The organism is Paenibacillus paludis (assembly GCF_042610515.1).
Lineage (GTDB): Bacteria > Bacillota > Bacilli > Paenibacillales > Paenibacillaceae > Paenibacillus_AQ.
Map to the genome: position 1 here is coordinate 50,227 of NZ_JBGJZP010000027.1, position 18,309 is coordinate 68,535.

The 18,309-nt window shown below is 52.5% G+C and carries 16 protein-coding genes; 11 read left to right on the forward strand and 5 right to left on the reverse strand.

Translation table 11 applies throughout. The features are described 5' to 3' along the window. Positions 1-301 precede the first annotated feature (301 nt). A complete protein-coding gene (locus ACAN56_RS31705) occupies positions 302-1,570 on the forward strand; it encodes an Nramp family divalent metal transporter (RefSeq protein WP_144024483.1) in 1,269 nt (422 codons plus the stop codon). 110 nt (positions 1,571-1,680) lie between these two features. Here ACAN56_RS31705 and ACAN56_RS31710 read toward each other — a convergent pair whose 3' ends face one another. From ACAN56_RS31710 to ACAN56_RS31720, 3 genes are all read right to left on the reverse strand, one after another. Then, positions 1,681-2,988 (reverse strand): ABC transporter substrate-binding protein, encoded by a 1,308-nt coding sequence (locus ACAN56_RS31710; RefSeq protein WP_038596738.1) that lies wholly within the window; start codon positions 2,986-2,988, stop codon positions 1,681-1,683. 107 nt (positions 2,989-3,095) lie between these two features. Then, positions 3,096-3,932 (reverse strand): carbohydrate ABC transporter permease, encoded by an 837-nt coding sequence (locus tag ACAN56_RS31715; RefSeq protein ID WP_038596735.1) that lies wholly within the window; start codon positions 3,930-3,932, stop codon positions 3,096-3,098. After that, a complete protein-coding gene (locus ACAN56_RS31720) occupies positions 3,932-4,819 on the reverse strand; it encodes a carbohydrate ABC transporter permease (protein ID WP_379147788.1) in 888 nt (295 codons plus the stop codon). Before ACAN56_RS31720 ends, ACAN56_RS31715 begins: the two co-directional genes overlap by 1 nt. 121 nt (positions 4,820-4,940) lie before the next feature. On the opposite strand from ACAN56_RS31720, the gene ACAN56_RS31725 reads away from it, so the two are divergent. The 3 genes from ACAN56_RS31725 (at position 4,941) to ACAN56_RS31735 (ending at position 9,523) form a co-directional block, all read left to right on the forward strand. After that, the gene (locus ACAN56_RS31725; RefSeq protein WP_379147790.1) at positions 4,941-6,770 is read left to right on the forward strand and encodes a sensor histidine kinase; all 1,830 of its coding nucleotides are present in this window, start codon (positions 4,941-4,943) and stop codon (positions 6,768-6,770) included. A gap of 35 nt (positions 6,771-6,805) precedes the next feature. After that, positions 6,806-8,386, forward strand: coding sequence for a response regulator (locus ACAN56_RS31730; RefSeq protein WP_038596728.1), 1,581 nt, complete (start codon positions 6,806-6,808; stop codon positions 8,384-8,386). A 132-nt stretch (positions 8,387-8,518) separates the two neighbouring features. Then, entirely contained in the window at positions 8,519-9,523 is a 1,005-nt protein-coding gene (locus ACAN56_RS31735) for an HD-GYP domain-containing protein (RefSeq protein ID WP_379147792.1), read from the forward strand. A gap of 11 nt (positions 9,524-9,534) precedes the next feature. Here the strand turns inward: ACAN56_RS31735 and ACAN56_RS31740 are convergent, their stop codons facing one another. Beyond that, complete coding sequence (locus ACAN56_RS31740) at positions 9,535-10,665, reverse strand: N-acetylmuramoyl-L-alanine amidase family protein (protein WP_038596724.1); 1,131 nt, start codon at positions 10,663-10,665, stop codon at positions 9,535-9,537. Positions 10,666-10,825: 160 nt separating this feature from the next. Here ACAN56_RS31740 and ACAN56_RS31745 point away from each other — a divergent pair, with 160 nt between their 5' ends. Together ACAN56_RS31745 and ACAN56_RS31750 are read left to right on the forward strand one after the other, a co-directional pair. Next, positions 10,826-11,827: a TIR domain-containing protein gene (locus ACAN56_RS31745; RefSeq protein ID WP_379147795.1), complete on the forward strand. Its 1,002-nt coding sequence runs from the start codon at positions 10,826-10,828 to the stop codon at positions 11,825-11,827. A 4-nt stretch (positions 11,828-11,831) separates the two neighbouring features. Then, a complete protein-coding gene (locus ACAN56_RS31750; protein WP_038596719.1) occupies positions 11,832-12,071 on the forward strand; it encodes a hypothetical protein in 240 nt (79 codons plus the stop codon). Between the two features lie 152 nt (positions 12,072-12,223). Here ACAN56_RS31750 and ACAN56_RS31755 read toward each other — a convergent pair whose 3' ends face one another. Then, entirely contained in the window at positions 12,224-13,330 is a 1,107-nt protein-coding gene (locus ACAN56_RS31755; protein WP_038596717.1) for an LLM class flavin-dependent oxidoreductase, read from the reverse strand. A 418-nt stretch (positions 13,331-13,748) separates the two neighbouring features. Between ACAN56_RS31755 and ACAN56_RS31760 the strand changes: the two genes are divergently transcribed. The 5 genes from ACAN56_RS31760 to ACAN56_RS31780 all read left to right on the forward strand — a co-directional run bounded on the left by ACAN56_RS31760 (position 13,749) and on the right by ACAN56_RS31780 (position 18,294). Beyond that, complete coding sequence (locus tag ACAN56_RS31760) at positions 13,749-14,525, forward strand: ABC transporter ATP-binding protein (protein WP_379147798.1); 777 nt, start codon at positions 13,749-13,751, stop codon at positions 14,523-14,525. Positions 14,526-14,624: 99 nt separating this feature from the next. Continuing rightward, the gene (locus tag ACAN56_RS31765) at positions 14,625-15,428 is read left to right on the forward strand and encodes an ABC transporter permease (RefSeq protein WP_379147800.1); all 804 of its coding nucleotides are present in this window, start codon (positions 14,625-14,627) and stop codon (positions 15,426-15,428) included. A 15-nt stretch (positions 15,429-15,443) separates the two neighbouring features. Continuing rightward, on the forward strand, positions 15,444-16,331 hold the full coding sequence (locus ACAN56_RS31770) for an ABC transporter permease (RefSeq protein WP_379147802.1): 888 nt from the start codon (positions 15,444-15,446) through the stop codon (positions 16,329-16,331). A gap of 23 nt (positions 16,332-16,354) precedes the next feature. Beyond that, positions 16,355-17,965 carry an FAD-dependent oxidoreductase gene (locus tag ACAN56_RS31775; RefSeq protein ID WP_379147804.1) on the forward strand — a complete coding sequence of 537 codons (1,611 nt, stop codon included), beginning with the start codon at positions 16,355-16,357 and terminating at the stop codon, positions 17,963-17,965. Next, entirely contained in the window at positions 17,962-18,294 is a 333-nt protein-coding gene (locus ACAN56_RS31780; RefSeq protein ID WP_038596708.1) for a 4Fe-4S dicluster domain-containing protein, read from the forward strand. The genes ACAN56_RS31775 and ACAN56_RS31780 overlap by 4 nt, the downstream gene beginning before the upstream one ends. Positions 18,295-18,309: the final 15 nt, after the last annotated feature.

The window sequence follows — 18,309 nt, forward strand, 5'->3', positions numbered from 1 at the left end:
GGAATCTTATGTTGTGGAAGCTCCGCAAAATACCCAAAATCCGCTTTGCAGTGGAGGCTCACTTACTGGGCTTATGGTACATATGATTAATTATGATTGCCGGACAATAATTTGAGTTAAGAATAGGTAATAGTTTGATTGGAAAATTCCATGAAAATTACATTTACATTTTTCATTAAGCAGATTATAATAAAAATAAGTTAAATGTTGCACCAGGGAAACTTTCATGTGTGAAGACAACTTTTTCCGGGCAAGAGGAGGGTTTGAAATGATCGAGCAAAACGTGGTGGAAACACCCAAAATGATAAATAATCCGAAGCACAAGAATACAATTTCAGCACAAGCAGTACTTAACGGGGACGTCAAAGGATTGAAGAGACTCCTTCCGTTTCTGGGCCCGGCCTTTATTGCCTCAGTAGCGTATCTGGACCCCGGGAATTTCGCCACGAACATTACGGCCGGATCGAAATACGGTTACCTGTTGTTATGGGTCATTGCCGCATCGAATTTAATGGCCGTGCTGATACAGTCCTTATCCGCCAAGCTTGGCATAGCTACCGGAAAGAATCTGCCGGAAGTGGCGCGTGAACGCTTCCCGAAGGGCGCTTCCATTTTTTTATGGATACAAAGCGAACTGGTCATTATTGCCACGGACCTGGCGGAGTTTATCGGGGCAGCCCTTGGACTATATCTGCTGTTCGGGATACCGATGCTGCCTGCCGCAATAATTACCGCTGTCGGTTCATTCGCTATTCTTGAGCTGCAGCGGCGTGGTTACCGGACGCTTGAGGCCGGGATTGCTTCGATGGTACTGATCGTCGTCTTAGCCTTTGCTTTCCAGGTTATTATGGCTAAGCCGGATGCCGGAGCAGTAATCGCCGGAATATTCACCCCTGCATTCGAGGGTGTGGACAGCATCCTGCTGGCAGCAGGGATTCTTGGGGCAACGGTCATGCCGCATGCGATCTATCTTCATTCTTCACTGACACAGAGCCGTGTGGTCGGGATTGACGAAAAAGAGAAAAAACAGATTTTCAAGCTGGAAATGATTGATATCGTTATTGCGATGGTTATTGCCGGTGCTGTGAATATGGCGATGGTAATCGTTGCCGCTGCCCTTTTCTTTAAGAACGGGCTTGTAGTTGAAGACTTGGATGTGGCCTTCCAGCAGTTCCGCCATTTGGCCGGTCCGGTAACGGCAGTTTCGTTCGGCCTTGGACTCTTGATCGCAGGGCTGTCGAGTTCTTCGGTTGGGACAATGGCCGGTGATGTGGTTATGCAGGGATTCATAAATAAGAGAATCAACCTGTATCTGCGGCGGGCGATTACGATTATTCCTCCGCTGGCGATTATCGCCTTTGGCATCAATCCGACCCGTGCACTGGTGATGAGCCAGGTGGTATTGTCCTTCGGGATAGCCTTTGCTTTGATCCCGCTTGTTATTTTCACCAGCAACCGCCAGATTATGAAGGGGCTGGTCAACCACCGGATTACTACGGTTCTGGGCTGGATCATCTCTGCGCTGGTCGTATCGCTCAATCTGTTCCTGATTGTTGAAATGTTCATCTAAAATGCAGAATCAGACAAAACCCCGCTCCCCCGGCGACTGTCAGGTATAACCTGACAGCACACCGGAAGGCGGGGCTTTTTGTACATAAGGTTGTATAAGCTTTAGGCTGATTATTGCTTCACGATATCCTGTACAGATTTATCCAATTTTTCCAGTAGCTGATCGTGGTTAATTTGTCCGCCGAGATATTCCTGCATCGCAGCGCCGAAGCCCTGAGTTACCCCGTCAGGGAACATATCCCAGTTCCAGCCGAGTGCAGTTGCGGATTTTTCTTGGACCGCAACGGCAACCTGGCCGATATCTTCTGCAGCTGTTTCAATATCAGTTTCAGCCGGAATGAACTTGAATTCCTTCGTCAAATATTGTTTGCCGGTCTCCGAGGATACGAGCCAGTTCAGGAACGCTTTGGCTTCTTCCGGATGCGCGGATTTGCTGTTTACAACATAGTTATTAGGTACTCCTACCAGAATGGTGCCTTCTTCATCACTGATGGGTAGCGGGAGCAGGCCGAGGTTCAGTGCAGGGTCAATCTTGTCGATGTCACCCTGAGTCCAGTTGCCCTGCATCATCATTGCCGCTTTGCCGGAGGCGAAATCAGCAACCTGAGTCGCATAGTCAGTAGTCATTTTGTTATCTTGGGCGTTACCGAAGATTACATCCACCAGATCAAGCCATTGCTCGAACACGGCATTGCCTTTAAAGGTTTGCGTACCGGCTTTGACATCATCGACAAATTTCTTCGGATCAGGCTGGTGGGCAAGACCAACATTCACAAGGTGCATCCCCATGGACCACCATTCGTTGGTTGCTTCAAATGGAGTGATGCCGGCAGCTTTCAGCTTTGCGGCAGCGTCCTTAAGCTGGGACAGTGTTTTTGGTTCTTCAGTAATACCAGCTTTGGTAAACAGATCCTTGTTATAGATAAGGCCATAGCCCTCGACGTTCATCGGCATGCCGTAAAGCTTGCCGTCCACAGTAGCAGGAGTTTTGGAGGTAGGGATCAGTTTTGCGGCCCAAGGCTGGTCTGACAAGTCGGTAGCGCGGTCCATGTAAGGAACCAGAGCGGTGTAGCCGCCGTTATTGAAAATTTCCGGTTCCGAGCCTGAAGCGATTTCCGCTTTGAGCAATGCGCCGTAATCTTCGCCGCCGCCATGCGTTTCGACTTCAACCTTGACTCCGGTTTCTTTCTCATACAGTTCAGCCAATGTGTTCAGCTGTTCGGCAATTTCGACCTTGAACTGGAACATTTTGATCGTCACATCTTTGGCAGGGGCTTTTGTCGCCTCAGTTGCTGCTGACTCTTTCGGCGCATTGGTAGCGGTTCCATTGTTCCCGGAATTAGTATTGCCGCCATTGCCGCAACCTGCGATAATGAGTGTGCAAACGGTTGCGATAACAAACGCGAACTTTCTTTTCATAGAATAACCTCCCTGGTCTGTGGTTCCTACAACTTGATCGTAATGCATATGACCTTACACTTACACTTAATATTTTGCTCGAAAAAGTGGATATTGTTGCAACCCTTTTATCCCTTGACGGATCCTGAAGTTACTCCTTCAACAATATACCGCTGCAGCGTCAGGAAGAACAGGAGAATCGGTGTAATGGCCATGACCAGTCCCGCGAGCGCAAGATCCCACTTCTTAGTGTACTGCCCGAAGAATTTAGTTACAGCTACCGGCAGTGTAGTCAGATCCTTATTACCGCCGATGACCAGCACAGGCAGCAGGTAGTCATTCCAGATCCAAAGGGTGTTGAGAATAATTACAGTAACAATAATTGGCATCAGCAGCGGGAAGACGATTTTGAAGAAAACGCCGTAAGGATTGGAGCCGTCGACCCGGGCCGCTTCCTCCAGCTCAAAGGGCACGGTTTTGATAAAGCCGTGGAACAGGAAGACTGACAGAGGCATCCCGAACCCCAGATAGCAAGCCACAATACCGTACAGCTCTCCGCGCAGCTCCAGGATACTGGTTACCCGGACCAATTGCAGCATCAGCGACTGGAAGGGAATAATCATCGCCGAGATGAGCAGCAGGAAGACAAAGGAATTGAAGCGCGACGGCTTTCTAACGATCTGATAAGCGGCCATGGAGCTGAACAGAACAATAAAGATAACACTAAGGATGGTAATCTGCAGAGAGTTCCAGAAAGCCTGCGGGAAGTCTATGGCGTCCCAGACCTTAGAATAATTGCTCCACACAAAAACCTGCGGAAACGATGCAGCATCAGTCAGAATTTCCTTAAGCCCTTTAACAGAGTTGCTAAGCACCAGGTAGAACGGAGACAGGAAGACAAGGGCCAGGAGTATGGCGGCAATTTCCAGAATGAAATTTCTGGGACGGTATCTGCTGCTGTTCATTACGCCGACACCTCTTTTCTCTTAGTGATCCATACCTGAGTAACGGTGATCAGTGATACAGCAGCGAAGAAGAGCAGCGCTTTAGCTGTGCCGAGACCGTACCGGTTGTTGATCAGCGCTTCCGCGTAAATGTTATAGGCGAGCGACTGGGTGGAGGTTCCCGGTCCGCCCTTGGTCAGCGACAGGTTAAGGTCGAACATTTTAAAGGCATTGGATGTGGTCAGGAACAGGCAGATTGTGATGGCCGGCATGATCAAAGGCACATAGACGCTTTTGAACAGCTGGGGTGCGCGGGCGCCATCGATCTTGGCCGCTTCAATCAGATCCTTCGGAATCCCGGCGAGCGAGGCAATATAGATAACCATCATATACCCGGCAGTCTGCCACACAAATACGATGACAAGGCCCCAGAAGCCAGTGCTGGGCGTACCGAGCCAAGGCAGCTGGAAGAAGGAGATTCCGGTGATTTCGCCGATTGTCCCGAAGCCCTTGGTGAAGATAAACTGCCAGATGTATCCTAGCAGAATACCGCCGATTACATTGGGCATAAAGAAGATGGTACGCAGTAATTTTTTGGTCTTCAGTGTCGTCATCAGCAGGAAGGCCAGCATAAGCGCCAGCACATTCGCCGCAACTACAGATACTATCGTGAAGCGAAGGGTAAAGAGCAGGGATTCCCAGAACTTATCATCATTCAGAATCCGTTTCCAGTTGGCGGCGCCTGTCCAGACTGCCTTGTCCAGATCCAGCCCGTTCCAGTCGGTGGAAGAATAATAAAAGCCGAGAAAGAAGGGTGTGACCACAATGGTCAGGAAGAAGAGCAGGCAGGGTCCGAGGAAAACGATTTGCTGTCCCCAGCCTTTTTGCAAACGCAGAGCTTTTCTCATATGGAATCTCCTTTGTATAGTTTTTCTACGGGTTCATACCCTCATTATAGGAAGAGGCAGGAGTCATCAACACTCAATTTGGTGATTATAAAAGTGGATTATATTGCAGGAGGAAAAGAGCATGTTCAGAAACAGTATCCGGACCCGGCTGATGGCGCTAGTGCTGCTGGCCTCAGTGATTCCGTCGGGGATATCCGTAACGTTCTCATATCTCTATACCAAGAAATCGGTAACCGAACAGTCAGTGAAGCAGAATACGAAGCTGCTGACGCTTGGGGAGGCCAATCTCAGCGGTTACTTCAGCGGAATAAATCAGCAGGCAATGTCCCTGTACAGCGGAATCAATGTTCCCAGCTCGTTCTATACTACCCTGCTTACGGCCAAACATCCGGATAATGCTCCTGAAAACTCCGTGTTGCCGGATAACCGGGCGGTCATCTCAACCCAGCTGTATAACCTGTTCCTCTCCGACCGGAACACCTTTCAGATTCACCTGTATGTCCGGGCGGCCAGGCAGTCGAATCTGGTGCTCGGCGGGCTATTCCGCCGGGAGAATAATGATGATTACGCCCCGGTGATCCAAACGGAGGAAACGTACCGGCCTTATATTGAGGTTACGCATATGGATCATCAATACGGGATGAAGTCCGGATTCCCTAATTTGAAATCGGGTACTGTGCCGGTTTTTACTGCTCATTTCCCCATGTACCGAACGCCGAGCGATGATGTTCTGGCCGATCTGTCGATTGATTTCCGTTTGGGGGAGCTGGAGGGAATCGTCAAATCCATGTACAATTCGGATACAGAACGGCTTTATATCTTGAATGAACAGGGGCAGGCCTTGTTTGCTTCTGATTCCGATTGGATCGGCAAACCGGTCACTGCAGGCTGGAGCCAGCTGCCGGAGAAGGATGACAGTGGCCATTTCACCTGGAAGAAGGATGGTTTCGAGGGTATTGTAATGTATCGCCACATTGAGAATACGTTGTTCAAGGGCAGCATCATCAAGCTGGTTCCCTATGAAGATCTGTATGGCGATGCCAGAACTATCACCCGGTTCAACACCGGAATCGGTGTGCTGTTCCTGATCCTTGGCGGACTCAGCGCGGTATTAATCTCCGTCGGATTCACAAGGCCGATCAAGAAGCTGATCTCCTTCACCCAGAAAGTGCAGATTGGTCAGCTTGATGCGCATATGGATGCTGAACGGGAGGATGAATTCGGCCTCCTGACACGCAAAATCACCGGCATGACCCGGACGATCAACGATCTTATCTTAAAGGAATACAAACTTGAGCTGGCCAACAAGACCAATCAGCTGAAGGCGCTGCAGGCCCAGGTCAATCCTCATTTCCTGTATAATGCCCTGCAGTCCATTGCCAGTCTGTCCTTGCGCTACAATGCACCCAAGGTGTATGATCTCATCTATTCGCTTGGCAGTATGATGCGCTATTCCATGAACACGGAGCGGACGCAGGTCCCGCTTCGTGATGAACTGGAGCATGTGCAGAATTATGTGATCCTGCAGACGGAACGTTTCGGGGAAGAGAACTTAAGGCTGGATATTGATGCAGAGGAGGCTGCTCTGGAGATTGCCGTGCCCAAGATGATTCTGCAGCCCATTGTTGAGAATATATTCAAGCATGGTTTTACGGACGGGATCCGCGAGGCTGTAATCTCCATCACCTGTGCTCTGGATCCGAACGGCAGCCTGCAGCTTGCCGTCAAGGACAACGGCAAAGGAATCACTGCGGAACGGCTGGAGGAAATTACAGCCGGACTTCAGCAGAGCGGCCGGACAGAGCACGAAGAGATTGGGCTGTATAACGTACTTGCGCGTGTGCGGCTGCAGATGAGCAGCGGGGCAGAGCTATTGCTGCAGAGTGTCGAAGGCGGCGGGGTTAAGGTGACGCTTATTATTCCGCTGGATATGATGGACCCAACAAATTAAGGGAGTGCAATGGACCCAAAGGAGCGGCAAGTGAGATGAAGGTGCTGATTGTAGACGATGAGAAGCATGTGCGTGAGGCGATCCGCTATTTTGTACCGTGGGAAAAATATCAGATTTCAGAGATTTTTGAGGCGACCAACGGGCAGGAAGCTACGCTGATAATGCAGGAGCAACAGCCGGCGATTGTCTTCACGGATATGCGGATGCCGCTGATGGACGGTGCGGAGCTGCTGGAATGGCTGCATCATCATTTCCCGAATACGAAGACAATTGTCATTAGCGGGTATCAGGACTTCAATTATGTAAAGCCGGCAATCGTCTACGGAGGGACAGATTATTTGCTGAAGCCCCTGAACAGTAAACAACTGATTGCCGCAGCCGAGCATGCCTTCAAGCTGTGGTTGGAGGAAGAGGAGGAGCGGCAGCAGAGTCACCGGCAGAATATGCAGCTTAATGTGCTGCGGCCGCTGTACTGGGACAAGATGCTCTCGGATCTGGTCTCCGGCCATGCTTCATTTCAGGAGCTGAAGCCTTCCTTGTGCGAAGAGCTGGGGTTGCAGGGGGATGCGGCAAGCTGCAGAGTTGCCGTAATCTCGCTCCAGCGTGCAAACTGCCGCCTGCTGGAGCGGTTTCATGGCGATGTGACGCTGACCTCCTTCGTGCTGGCGAACGTCTGCAATGAGGTGATCTCCCCCGGGAGAAGCGGCTTTGCCTTTCGCAGCTGGCAGGCCGGCACCGATATTGTCATTCTTTTCTGGACGGCGGCTCTGGATGTGGAAGTGTGGGTGCGGCTTATCAATGAATCGATGAAACAGACTTATGGGGTACAGGTGGATATTGGACTCAGCCGGCCCGTGGCTTTTCCCGAAGGACTGCAAAACGCCTTCCGTCAGGCGCGTCAAGGCCTGAGTGAGCGCAATCTCCTTCAGCGGGAAGGGCGCATTTATCATTACAGGGAGCTGACGGAGGAGAGTGGGTCTGTGGAAGACCACGTGCTGGAATCACTGCTGGACAAGCTCAGAGTGGCCGTATTATCGGGGGATCTGCAGAGAATGGAACGGGTGGTTGATGAATGGGCCGATCAGCTTTCAGGGCTGTCGCTGCTCACCGAGAATAACTTTCTGCACCAGCAGGAAGAGATCCGCGCCGTTCTGATGCGCTGGCGGCAGAATGAGGAGATTGCCTTTGAGCTGTGTTATGACGAAGAGGGGATGTTCTCCGTTGAGAACTGGCGGAATCAGTTTAAGACTATGCTGCAGCGATTGTGGAAAGGGAATTCCCAGACACCGGACAGCCGGCTTGTTCAGGAAATCCGGGAATACCTCAATCAGAACTACGCCAAGGACATGACGCTTCAGCATATCGCCGAGCGCTTTTTTATCAGCAGGGAGAATGTCTCACGCAAGTTCAAACAGATCAGCGGGGAGAATCTGTCCGATTATTTAACTGCACTGAGAATAGACAAGGCCAAGACGCTGCTGCAAAATACAAACCTGCGGCTGTCGCAGATTTCAGAGCTGGTCGGCTATGAGGATGAGAAGTATTTCAGCCGGGTTTTTAAGAAATCGACCGGGCAGACTCCTCGTGAATACCGCAAGCAGGAGGACTCTCTGTAGCGAAATAACCACTCCACAATGGACAAAAAATGGAGCGGTCCTACAAATTTCAGAATTCCCCATCTTTTACCGATAATAGTCATACAGATATCGCACATCATTTTATCGGTTAAATGGGAGGGTTGGTATGGTATGGATAGTTATTTAGGCAGAATCCTCAAAAATGATCTGATCAATGCGTACGGTGTAACTGTAATACCGGCAAGAAGCATATTGAACGCAGAGCATTTGGAACTCATCCGCAAGCAAAGAATCAATACATTGGATATCGTATTCACCGATGAACAACCACAGACGCCGGCCTGCCGCGAGATGGTTAACGGTGTGGTGGAAGTGTCGAAGGATTTGTTTAATTCTTTCAGATTAACCCGCAAAGTTCCATTGGCGGATATAAGAAAGGATGTTGTACCGGTTGTTCAGGAGATTTCACTCCTTCCCGATATTTTTGCACTGTTCGAAGCGATTCAGGGGAAGGACGATTATACATACCAGCACAATATTGGCGTAGGTGTGTTATCCACATTGATTGGCAGATGGATGAATATGGGGCAGGCGGAGCTGTCGGTGCTTTCCCTAGCTGCAACCTTGCATGATATCGGCAAGCTCAAAATTCCTCCCGAGTTGCTGAATAAACCGGGCAAGCTGACTACCGAAGAATTCGCCCTCGTCAGAAAGCACACGATTTTCGGCTATGAGATGTTGAAGGAGACAACGGGGGCTAATTCACATATCACCTTGACCGCGCTCCAGCATCATGAAAGGAATGACGGCAAGGGTTATCCGCTGGGGCTGAAGGAGGAACAGATTGATTCCTACAGCAAAATCGTTGCCGTTGCCGACATCTTTCATGCGATGTCCTCCAAGCGGCCCTATCATGAAGCTATGCCGTTCCATCTCATTGTGGAGCAGATGAGGAGAGGCAGCTTTGGGGCGCTTGACCCGCATGTGGTCTCCGTGTTCCTGGAGAATATTGTGAAACGGACCGTCGGGCGCGATGTGATCTTAACCGACGGCCGTGTCGGTGAAATTGTCTACTTGAATCCCCATAACATCGAAACGCCCTTAATCAAGATAGATGGTGAATATATCGACCTTGGAAAAATGAGGGATCTCAAGATCAAAGAAATCAGTATTTAGCCGTTTCGCCATTAACCTTTAAAATAGTCCGCCAGCCCCTCGGCAATTGCCTTGGCGGCTTTTTTCTGATAGGCAGATGTGCGGACGACCGCTTCATCGTTCCGGTTGCTTAGGAACCCGAGCTCCACCAGTGCTGCCGGAAGGTTGTTCTCCCGCAGAATATGGTAGTTGCCGAAGGATACTCCATTGCTCTTCAAGCCGATGCCCTGCCCGAGCCGGTTCTCAATGGAGCGTGCCAGGCGCAGATCATCCGATTCCGAGTAATAAAAAGTCAGCGTGCCGCTTACATTCTTCGGGGAGGAGTTGTAATGGATGCTGACAAAAGCGTCCGCCCCTACAGACTGCCCGATCTGCACCCTCCTGGCGAGGGAAGGGCGCTGGTCTTGGGCACGTGTCAGCTCCACACGGGCTCCCTTGGCTGTCAGGTAGTCGCGGACATACAATGCCGTCTGCAGATTCAGATCCTTCTCCAACGTGTCAAAGGATGTGCCGAGCATGCCGGGATCGCTGCCGCCATGACCCGGATCAATGACGATCCGCTTGCCATTGATCCCGCCAGTCTGCCTAAGGCTGCCAGTCGTTCGGCTCCCGCTTCCTGTACTCGCGGAGCTTCCGCTGGCAAGATACTGTGCTGCGACCCAGCCGGTCTCCCCGCTGGCGGTGCGGATCCGCACCCAACCGTTCTGCCGCAGCAGAACAGTTACGGAGTCCTCTGCCTTTAACGCTCCGAGTATCTTATAACCGGTTCCCGGACCTCCACGGATGCGCAGGGAATCAGCCGTAACCATTGCTGTGCTGCCGCCGCTTCCGGAGGCCTTGGCGGATGTGGATACAGCAACTGCTGCACGGGATTCACCGCCTGTCCCGCTCACTTTTATGAGATAATACCCCGCAACCCAGCCGGAGATTGAACCGGACCGCACTTTTGCCCAGCCATGCTGTTCATCGGTAACGGTCACCTGTGCGCCGCTTTTTAAGGATCCTGTAACTGCCGCATTGGCTGCCGGCTCGCTGCGTACATTGAGGGAGCTTGCACTCACTTTTGCTGTATAGGCTCCTGCAGCGGAACTGGTTGCAGGCTGCAGCATGCTTCCAGTGAGCAAGCAGGCTGCCAGCACTGCGGTATGTATAAATTTGTTCATAAATTTCCTCTCTTCCCGGATGGATAAATGTCTATTACCCGTTTCATCGGTCAAAGAAAAGGATTTGGTTAAAATTTAATAGAAATTAAACCTCTGTTCCAAAGCGGCAAAGCACTGTATAATTGTTTCATATTGGAAAAGTTTGTAAAGGAGTGCCGTCGTGACCAGACCCAAACTATTCATCGGATCATCCAGGGAATCCATCCGTTACGCCCGGGCGATCCACGAACAGCTAAAGCGAGAAACCGAGGTTAATCCTTGGTATGCCAATGCCTTCCGTGCGAATGAATATACGATGGAGGCGCTGGAGAGACATCTGGATGAAAGCGATTTTGCCGTATTCGTCTTTTCACCTGATGATGTGGCTCAAATCCGCGGCAAATATTATTATGTCACCCGTGATAATACACAGTTCGAAATGGGGCTGTTCTGGGCCAGGCTGCGGCGCAGACGTGTCTTTTGCCTGCTTCCGGACCGGGTAGCCCCGCGCACGGATTTGATTCCCGGCAAGAATATCGAAGAGTATCATCTCTTATCCGATCTGTCCGGACTCACCCCGCTGGAGTATGAATGGCAGCATGATAATCCGGTGGCAGCCGTTGATGTCAGCTGCGGGAAGATCCTGGACATTATTCAGGAGCAGGGGAGCTACCGCGATCCCCTGAAGGAATTGGAACATTTGGGCTTGGAGCTTAGGCGCAAGGAAAGTATCCTTCATTTCTTCTGGCAATATAATAGTAATGTGGCCGGAGCTCAGGGTGGAGAGAAATACCAGGCGCTCAGCGAGGCTATCCGCAATTCCTTTCTGCCGCCCGGACAATGCCGGGTGATTGGCGCCGCGCTCTGGCGGGAAAGTGAGAAGGAAGGTCTGATACAGGTTGGAGGAAATGTGGGCCGTGGGCATTGTTACCCTTTTTCATTAAGTGAAGACAAAGGGAAACGGCCCGGTGTGCTCGATGCTTATCTGAGCAAGGAATGGACCTTTTTTCAGCGTACTGAAGTTGCCGAGGTATATATCCTATGCTATCCTTTAGGTGAGCAGCATGTCCTTTCTGTGCATTTCTCGGGAAACGACGGGCTGTCTGCGGAGGATCTTACCGCAGTGGTTGCTTACAACCGCGATTTGTTCCGTACCGTCAATTATTTAGTGGGAGGGGACTAGGAGCATGAAGAATATGAAGGGTGTAGTCAGTTTGTCCAGTGCGGTCCGCCGATCCGCAGGCGGCAACGGCAGCAGTTCCGGAGGGACACGGCGCTCTAAGGGCAAGGCAAGTGCAGGCCGGGCCGCAAAGCCAGCTTCTTCGGCAGGCCACGTATATATTGCGCCATCGCTGGATGGCGGAGATGAGGAATACAAGAAGCTTATCAGCGGGAAGGTCGACAACAGCAAGCCTTCATTCGCCTAAATAGTTAAGGGGTCTCCGGCATCAGCCGGAGACCCCTTTTTTCGTAAATATAAGCGATTTATATGCTTCACGCTATAAATTATCCTTCTATTTCTCGCTGAACGATACCGTCCTGCAAAAAAAGCAGTTTCCACTTGGGTACGCCCAGTTTCTTAGATTTCCTGGTGCGAAGACCGGCTGCTACGCTTCTTGGCAATTTCCCGCCGCACGACCGGTGCCACCTCGGTGGCTAGCAGCTCAATAGCCGTCGCTACCTTGTTGAAGGGGAGTCCGCCGATGTCCAGCTGGGTCATAAAGCGGTTATGGCCGAACAGCTCATGCTGGTACAGGATTTTCTCTATAATCTGTTGCGGACTGCCAACGGCAAGCGTGTTAACAGGAGAGACGAAACGCCCGAAATCGCTGCGGGATACTCCGTACTCCTGGCCCGGATGCGGACTGATGGCATTGCGGTAACTGTAATAGTAAGGATAGTACTCGTCCAGCGCCTGCTGTGACGTCTTCGCAATATATCCGTGGCTGGTGATGGCGATCTTTAAGTCCTCTGGGGCATGACCGGCTTTGGCTCCGCTTCTGCGGTAGGTTTCGGCAAGATTCTGAAAGGGTTCAGGACTGCCGCTGAGAATGGCGATAGCCATCCCAATACCAAGCGTACCGGCTCTTTCGGCACTTTCGGCCGAACCGCCAATGCCGACCCAGAGCGGGAGCTTCCGCTGCAAAGGCCGCGGGGCAATCTCGGCATTCTTCAGCGGGGAGCGGAAGGTTCCCTCCCAGTTCATGACTTCATGCTGATTGAGTTCCAGCAGCAGATCAAGGTTCTCCGCGAACAGCTTCTTGTAATCTTCCAGCTCGTATCCGAACAGGGGGAAGGATTCCAGAAAAGCACCGCGTCCGGAGATGATCTCCGCCCGGCCGTCCGACAGCAGATCGAGTGTGGCGAAGTCTTCGAAGACCCGTACCGGATCAATGGTGCTCAGCACCGTTGTGGCGCTAGTCAGCTTGATCCGTTTCGTGGCCTGCGAAATTGCCGCGAGTACAACCGGCACCGAGGAGATGACAAAATCAAGCCGGTGATGCTCACCGACACCGAACACGTCCAGCCCAGCCTCATCAGCCAGCTTAGCCGCTGCGATGACTTCATGGAGACGCTGCCGGGGGCTGATGGTCTGACCTGTATGGCAATCGGTTACGATATCGCCGAGTGTGTAAATACCGAATTCAAACTCCGGCACGTTTTCTTGCGGAACGCTGTTATTCATAAATGCTGACCCCTTGTTCAATAGAATGTTAAATATAGTAAATGGTAACTGGTCCGGTGTGAGAAGGAATATTGATGATTATAACATAACTGCTTACAAAATGTAAGTATATGAGTAAATGATAAATGTTCTGTGAACCGTGGAGGGCTTTCAGTCGAGTATCTTCAGAAGAAGCCTATTCAATGCATTTGCTTGAATTAATGTACTTAAGTAAACAGCGTTTTGGCTGTAAACGAAATGTGTATTTTTGTTGACAGACCTGTAGATAGATGATATTTTAAATTTACAAATTCCAATAGTTTTACTTTGAATTATTAATTGCCGACTGTTCAGACAGAGGTGCCCGTGTTAGTTTACACGAGGTCCCTCTGTTTTTTTGTGTAGAATTTGGGTTTGCCAATTGGAAGGAGGAGCATGAATGGGTGAAGCTTTGCTGTCTATTACGCATTTGAACAAGAGTTTTGATACAGCGGGCGGGCAGGTACAGGCACTGCATGAGGTTGATCTGCATGTAGCGGAAGGCGAATTTATTACAGTGATTGGACCCAGCGGCTGCGGCAAAAGCACGCTGCTGCGCATCGTCGCCGGTCTGGATACCGGTTATACCGGCAGTGTGACTCTCGAAGGTGAGGAGATTGGCGGTCCGGGTATTGATAAGGGGTTTATCTTTCAGGAGCATCGCCTGTTTCCCTGGCTTACCGTGGAGAAGAATATCGCCTCCGACCTGCCGCTCGGCAGGCCGGACATCCGGCAGAAGGTGGATGAGCTGATTGAACTGGTGAAACTGACCGGCTTCGAAAAGTCCTATCCCCGCGAGCTGTCGGGAGGGATGGCCCAGCGTGTGGCGATTGCCCGGGCGCTGCTGCGGAATCCAAAGATCCTGCTGCTCGACGAGCCGTTTGGCGCTCTGGATGCATTTACCCGGGCGCATATGCAGACGGTGCTGCTGGACATTTGGCGGCGGAACCGGACCACGATGATTTTTGTAACCCATGACATTGATGAAGCTGTCTTTCTGGGCAACCGGGTAGTCATTCTGGAGCCGCGCCCGGGCAAAATCCGCAAGGTCGTTCCGGTCGATCTGCCTTATCCGCGCAAGAAGACGACTACCTCTTTTCAAGAGCTGCGTCTGAAGGTGCTGAATTATTTCGAGAAGGTGGATGAGCTTGAGCTGACTGACGGGGCAGGGATTTAAGGTTGTCTTTACTGAAACGATTTTACGGAAACAAGGGATTTGTGTTGTCCTTTATCCGACTTAGATGATGTGAATTATATGATAAAAGGAGGGATATTTATGAGCAATCGGGCCATCGCGGCCAGAACCCCCGGAAGACCCGGAAAAGCGGCCATTGCCGGACTTGGTATGCTGCTGCCGGGAAGTGTGCTGATTCTGTGGCAGACCCTTGGACATTATGGAATGATCTCGGAGATGCTGTTCCCGACCCCTTATACCATTGCCCAGTCGTTCATCTCGCTCGCTTCCACCGGAGACCTCTGGATCAACCTCCGGATCAGCGTGATCCGGGCATTGTCAGGATTTCTGCTCGGCGGCGGTCTTGGCCTGCTGTTCGGTGTACTGGTCGGGCTGTTCCGCAGATCGGAGAAGCTGCTGGATCCCTCCCTGCAAATGATCCGGATGATACCGAGTCTGGCCGTAGTGCCGTTGTTCATCCTGTGGTTTGGCATCGGTGAAGAATCCAAGGTGCTGCTGATTGCCAAAGGAGCTTTTTTTCCGGTATACATCAATACGTTTATGGGCATCCGCGGGACTGACAACAAGCTGTTTGAAGTATCCAGGGTGCTTGGCTTCGGCCGGATGCAGCAGATTCTCCGGCTGGTGCTGCCGGCGGCGGTCCCGAACATAATGCTTGGCGTCCGCCTGTCGCTGGGCTTGTCTTGGCTGGGACTGGTAGTGGCTGAGCTGATTGCATCCACTTCAGGAATCGGATACATGATGTCCGACGCCCGCCAGTTTGCAGACACGCCTGTAGTGTTCGTGGGAATTATTATATTTGCCGCTGCCGGCCTGCTGAGTGATACCATAGTCCGTCTGATCGAACGGCGGCTGCTGAGATGGCGGGACAGCTATCAAGGATAGGAGGAGAACAACATCATGAGCGATGGAATAGAGGCGGTAGTCAAGGCCGCCAAAGGGGCAAGGGAGGCGCGTGATTATAGCGGTACGGCACCTATTACTGCGCGTAATAATGCGGGAAGACTCCCTTCCTTCCGCTTGAAATCCCTTCTTGCAGATTGGGGAACCGGAGCCGCAATTCCGGTTGCGGTCTTAGCCGTTTGGCAGATTGCCGGAAGCACCGGACTGGTTTCATCGGAATTTCTGCCGGCGCCGCTGTCGATTCTTTCGGCCTTTGCGGGCCTTGCGGGTACCGGGGAGCTTACCCAACATTTGGGTGTCAGTATCGGGAGGGCGGGTCTCGGTTTTCTGATTGGCGGCCTTCTAGGTCTGCTGTTCGGGGTGTTGACCGGGCTGTTCCGCAGTGCAGAGTACCTGCTGGACCCGAGTGTCCAGGTGCTGCGGCTGGTTCCGCATCTGGCGATTGCGCCGCTGATTATTCTCTGGTTCGGCTTTGGCGAAATCTCGAAGACCGTCATTATTATGAGCGGCTCGTTTTTTCCGCTCTATATCAATACTTTTATGGGCATCCGGGGTGTGGACAACAAGCTGTTTGAGGTCGCCCGGGTATTGGGCTTCAGCCATATACAGAGGCTGCGGCGGCTCATTCTGCCTGCGGCGCTGCCCGGCATTCTGCTCGGCCTGCGTCTTTCGATGGCGGTGGCCTGGATTGGCCTTGTCGTCGCCGAGTTGATCGGCTCGCAGTCGGGGGTGGGATTTCTGATTAATGAGGCGAAGCAGAACTCCAATACGGAAGTCATTTTTGTAGGCATTATCATTTTTGCGGTGGTTGGCAAGCTGATTGACTCTTTGTTCCGCGCCATTGAGCGCAAATTCCTGTACTGGCGTGACAGCTATCAAGGCTAATGAATCCATAGGGGGCTAGGACAATGAATCATATTTCGGCAATAAAGGACTCTTTGAATCTGACGGCGGATGTACTGGTGATCGGCGGAGGTCCCGCAGGAACATGGGCGGCCCTAACGGCTGCGGCTAAAGGGGCGAAGGTCATTCTTGCCGATAAGGGCTATTGCGGCTCCAGCGGGGCAACTGCCCCGTCAGGTACAGGGGTCTGGTATGTGCAGCCGGACGCCGTACTGCGTGAAGAGGCGAAGGCCAGCCGCTATTCCATGGGCGGAAAGCTGGCGGAGCACCGCTGGATGGACCGGGTGCTGGACCGCACCTACGACAATATGAACCGGCTGGGCATTTCGGGGTATCCCTTCCCGCTGGATGAACAGGGCAACCCATACCGCAGAAGCCTGCAGGGACCGGAATATATGCGGCTAATGCGCAAGCTGGTCAAGAGAGCGGGTGTGAAGATTCTGGACCATAGCCCGGTGCTGGAGCTGTTGGCCGACGGGCACGGTGTAGCCGGAGCAGCCGGAGTGCAGACCCAGAGCGGGGAGACCTGGAGCGTTCAGGCGGGGGCAGTGGTGATCGCGACCGGAGGCTGCGCCTTCCTGAGCAAAGCGCTGGGCTGCAACGTCCTCACCGGTGACGGCTATTTGTTCGCCGCCGAGGCCGGAGCGAGCCTCTCAGGCATGGAATTCTCCAATGCCTATGCCATCTGCCCGACCTTCTCGTCAGTGACGAAGACGGCCTATTACAGCTATGCGAGCTTCTATTATGAGGACGGCAGTGTAGTGGAAGGGGCAGGCTCCAAGAAAGGCCGCTCGGTTATTGCCCTGAATCTGCTGGCGGGCCGCCAGGTATTCGCCAAACTGGACGGTGCCCCAGAGGATCTGAGACCGCTGCTGAGAGTCGCACAGACGAACTTCTTCCTGCCCTTTGACCGCCGGGGAATCGATCCCTTCAAGGACGCTTTTCCGGTGACGCTGCGGCTGGAAGGTACAGTCCGCGGCACAGGCGGCATTCGCATTACGGATGAGAACTGCAGCACCGGCGTTCCGGGATTATATGCCGCCGGGGATGCGGCTACCCGCGAGCTGATCTGCGGCGGCTTCACCGGAGGCGGCAGTCACAATGCCGCCTGGGCCATGTCTTCCGGCTCCTTCGCCGGAGAAGGTGCGGCGGCTTATGCGCTGGAGCTTGGGAAACATGCGGCGCACCGCACACCAGCAGGGCTGTCCTCCTCGCCGCTGGTTCACCAGCAGGTGAAGCCGGGAGCGGCAGCCAGAGCGTCTGAGGCGGTGGCCGCTGTACAGGCAGAGGTCAAACCCTACGACATCAATTTGTTCCGTACCGAGCAGGGGCTGACCTCTTCGCTGGAACGCTTGGACGGACTGTGGAAAGAGCAGCGGAGCCGGGAAATCCAGCGTACACCGGAGGGGGTTAAAGCGCGCGAGGCGGAAGCGATGACGGCTACGGCGCGCTGGATGTACAGCTCTGCACTTGCCCGGACAGAGACCCGGGGGATGCATAAGCGGGAGGATTACAAGGAAACGGATAACGGTCAGCATCACCGGCTGATCAGCGGGGGATTGGATCAGGTCTGGGTGAAAACAGAAGAGGTTGCGAAGGAGAGTGTACTGTTGTGATTGAAGTCATCAGCGCTGCCAGGTGTGTAGAGTGCAATCAATGTGTGTCTGTCTGTCCGACGAACGTCTTTGACCGGGTGGAGAACGGAATTCCTGTCATTGCCCGGCAAAGCGATTGTCAGACCTGCTTCATGTGTGAGCTGTATTGCCCTACAGATGCTTTATACGTAGCGCCGGATTCCGAAGAGCTTACCGGTGTGACGGAGGCGGAACTGGAGCAGCAGGGACTGCTTGGCGGTTACCGCGAGAAGGTCGGTTGGGGCAAGGGCAGACAGCCGGTGGCAAGTCATGACTTTATGTATAAACTGGCGGCCAGAGCGGGGTTCTGAGAATCCCGCGGAAGA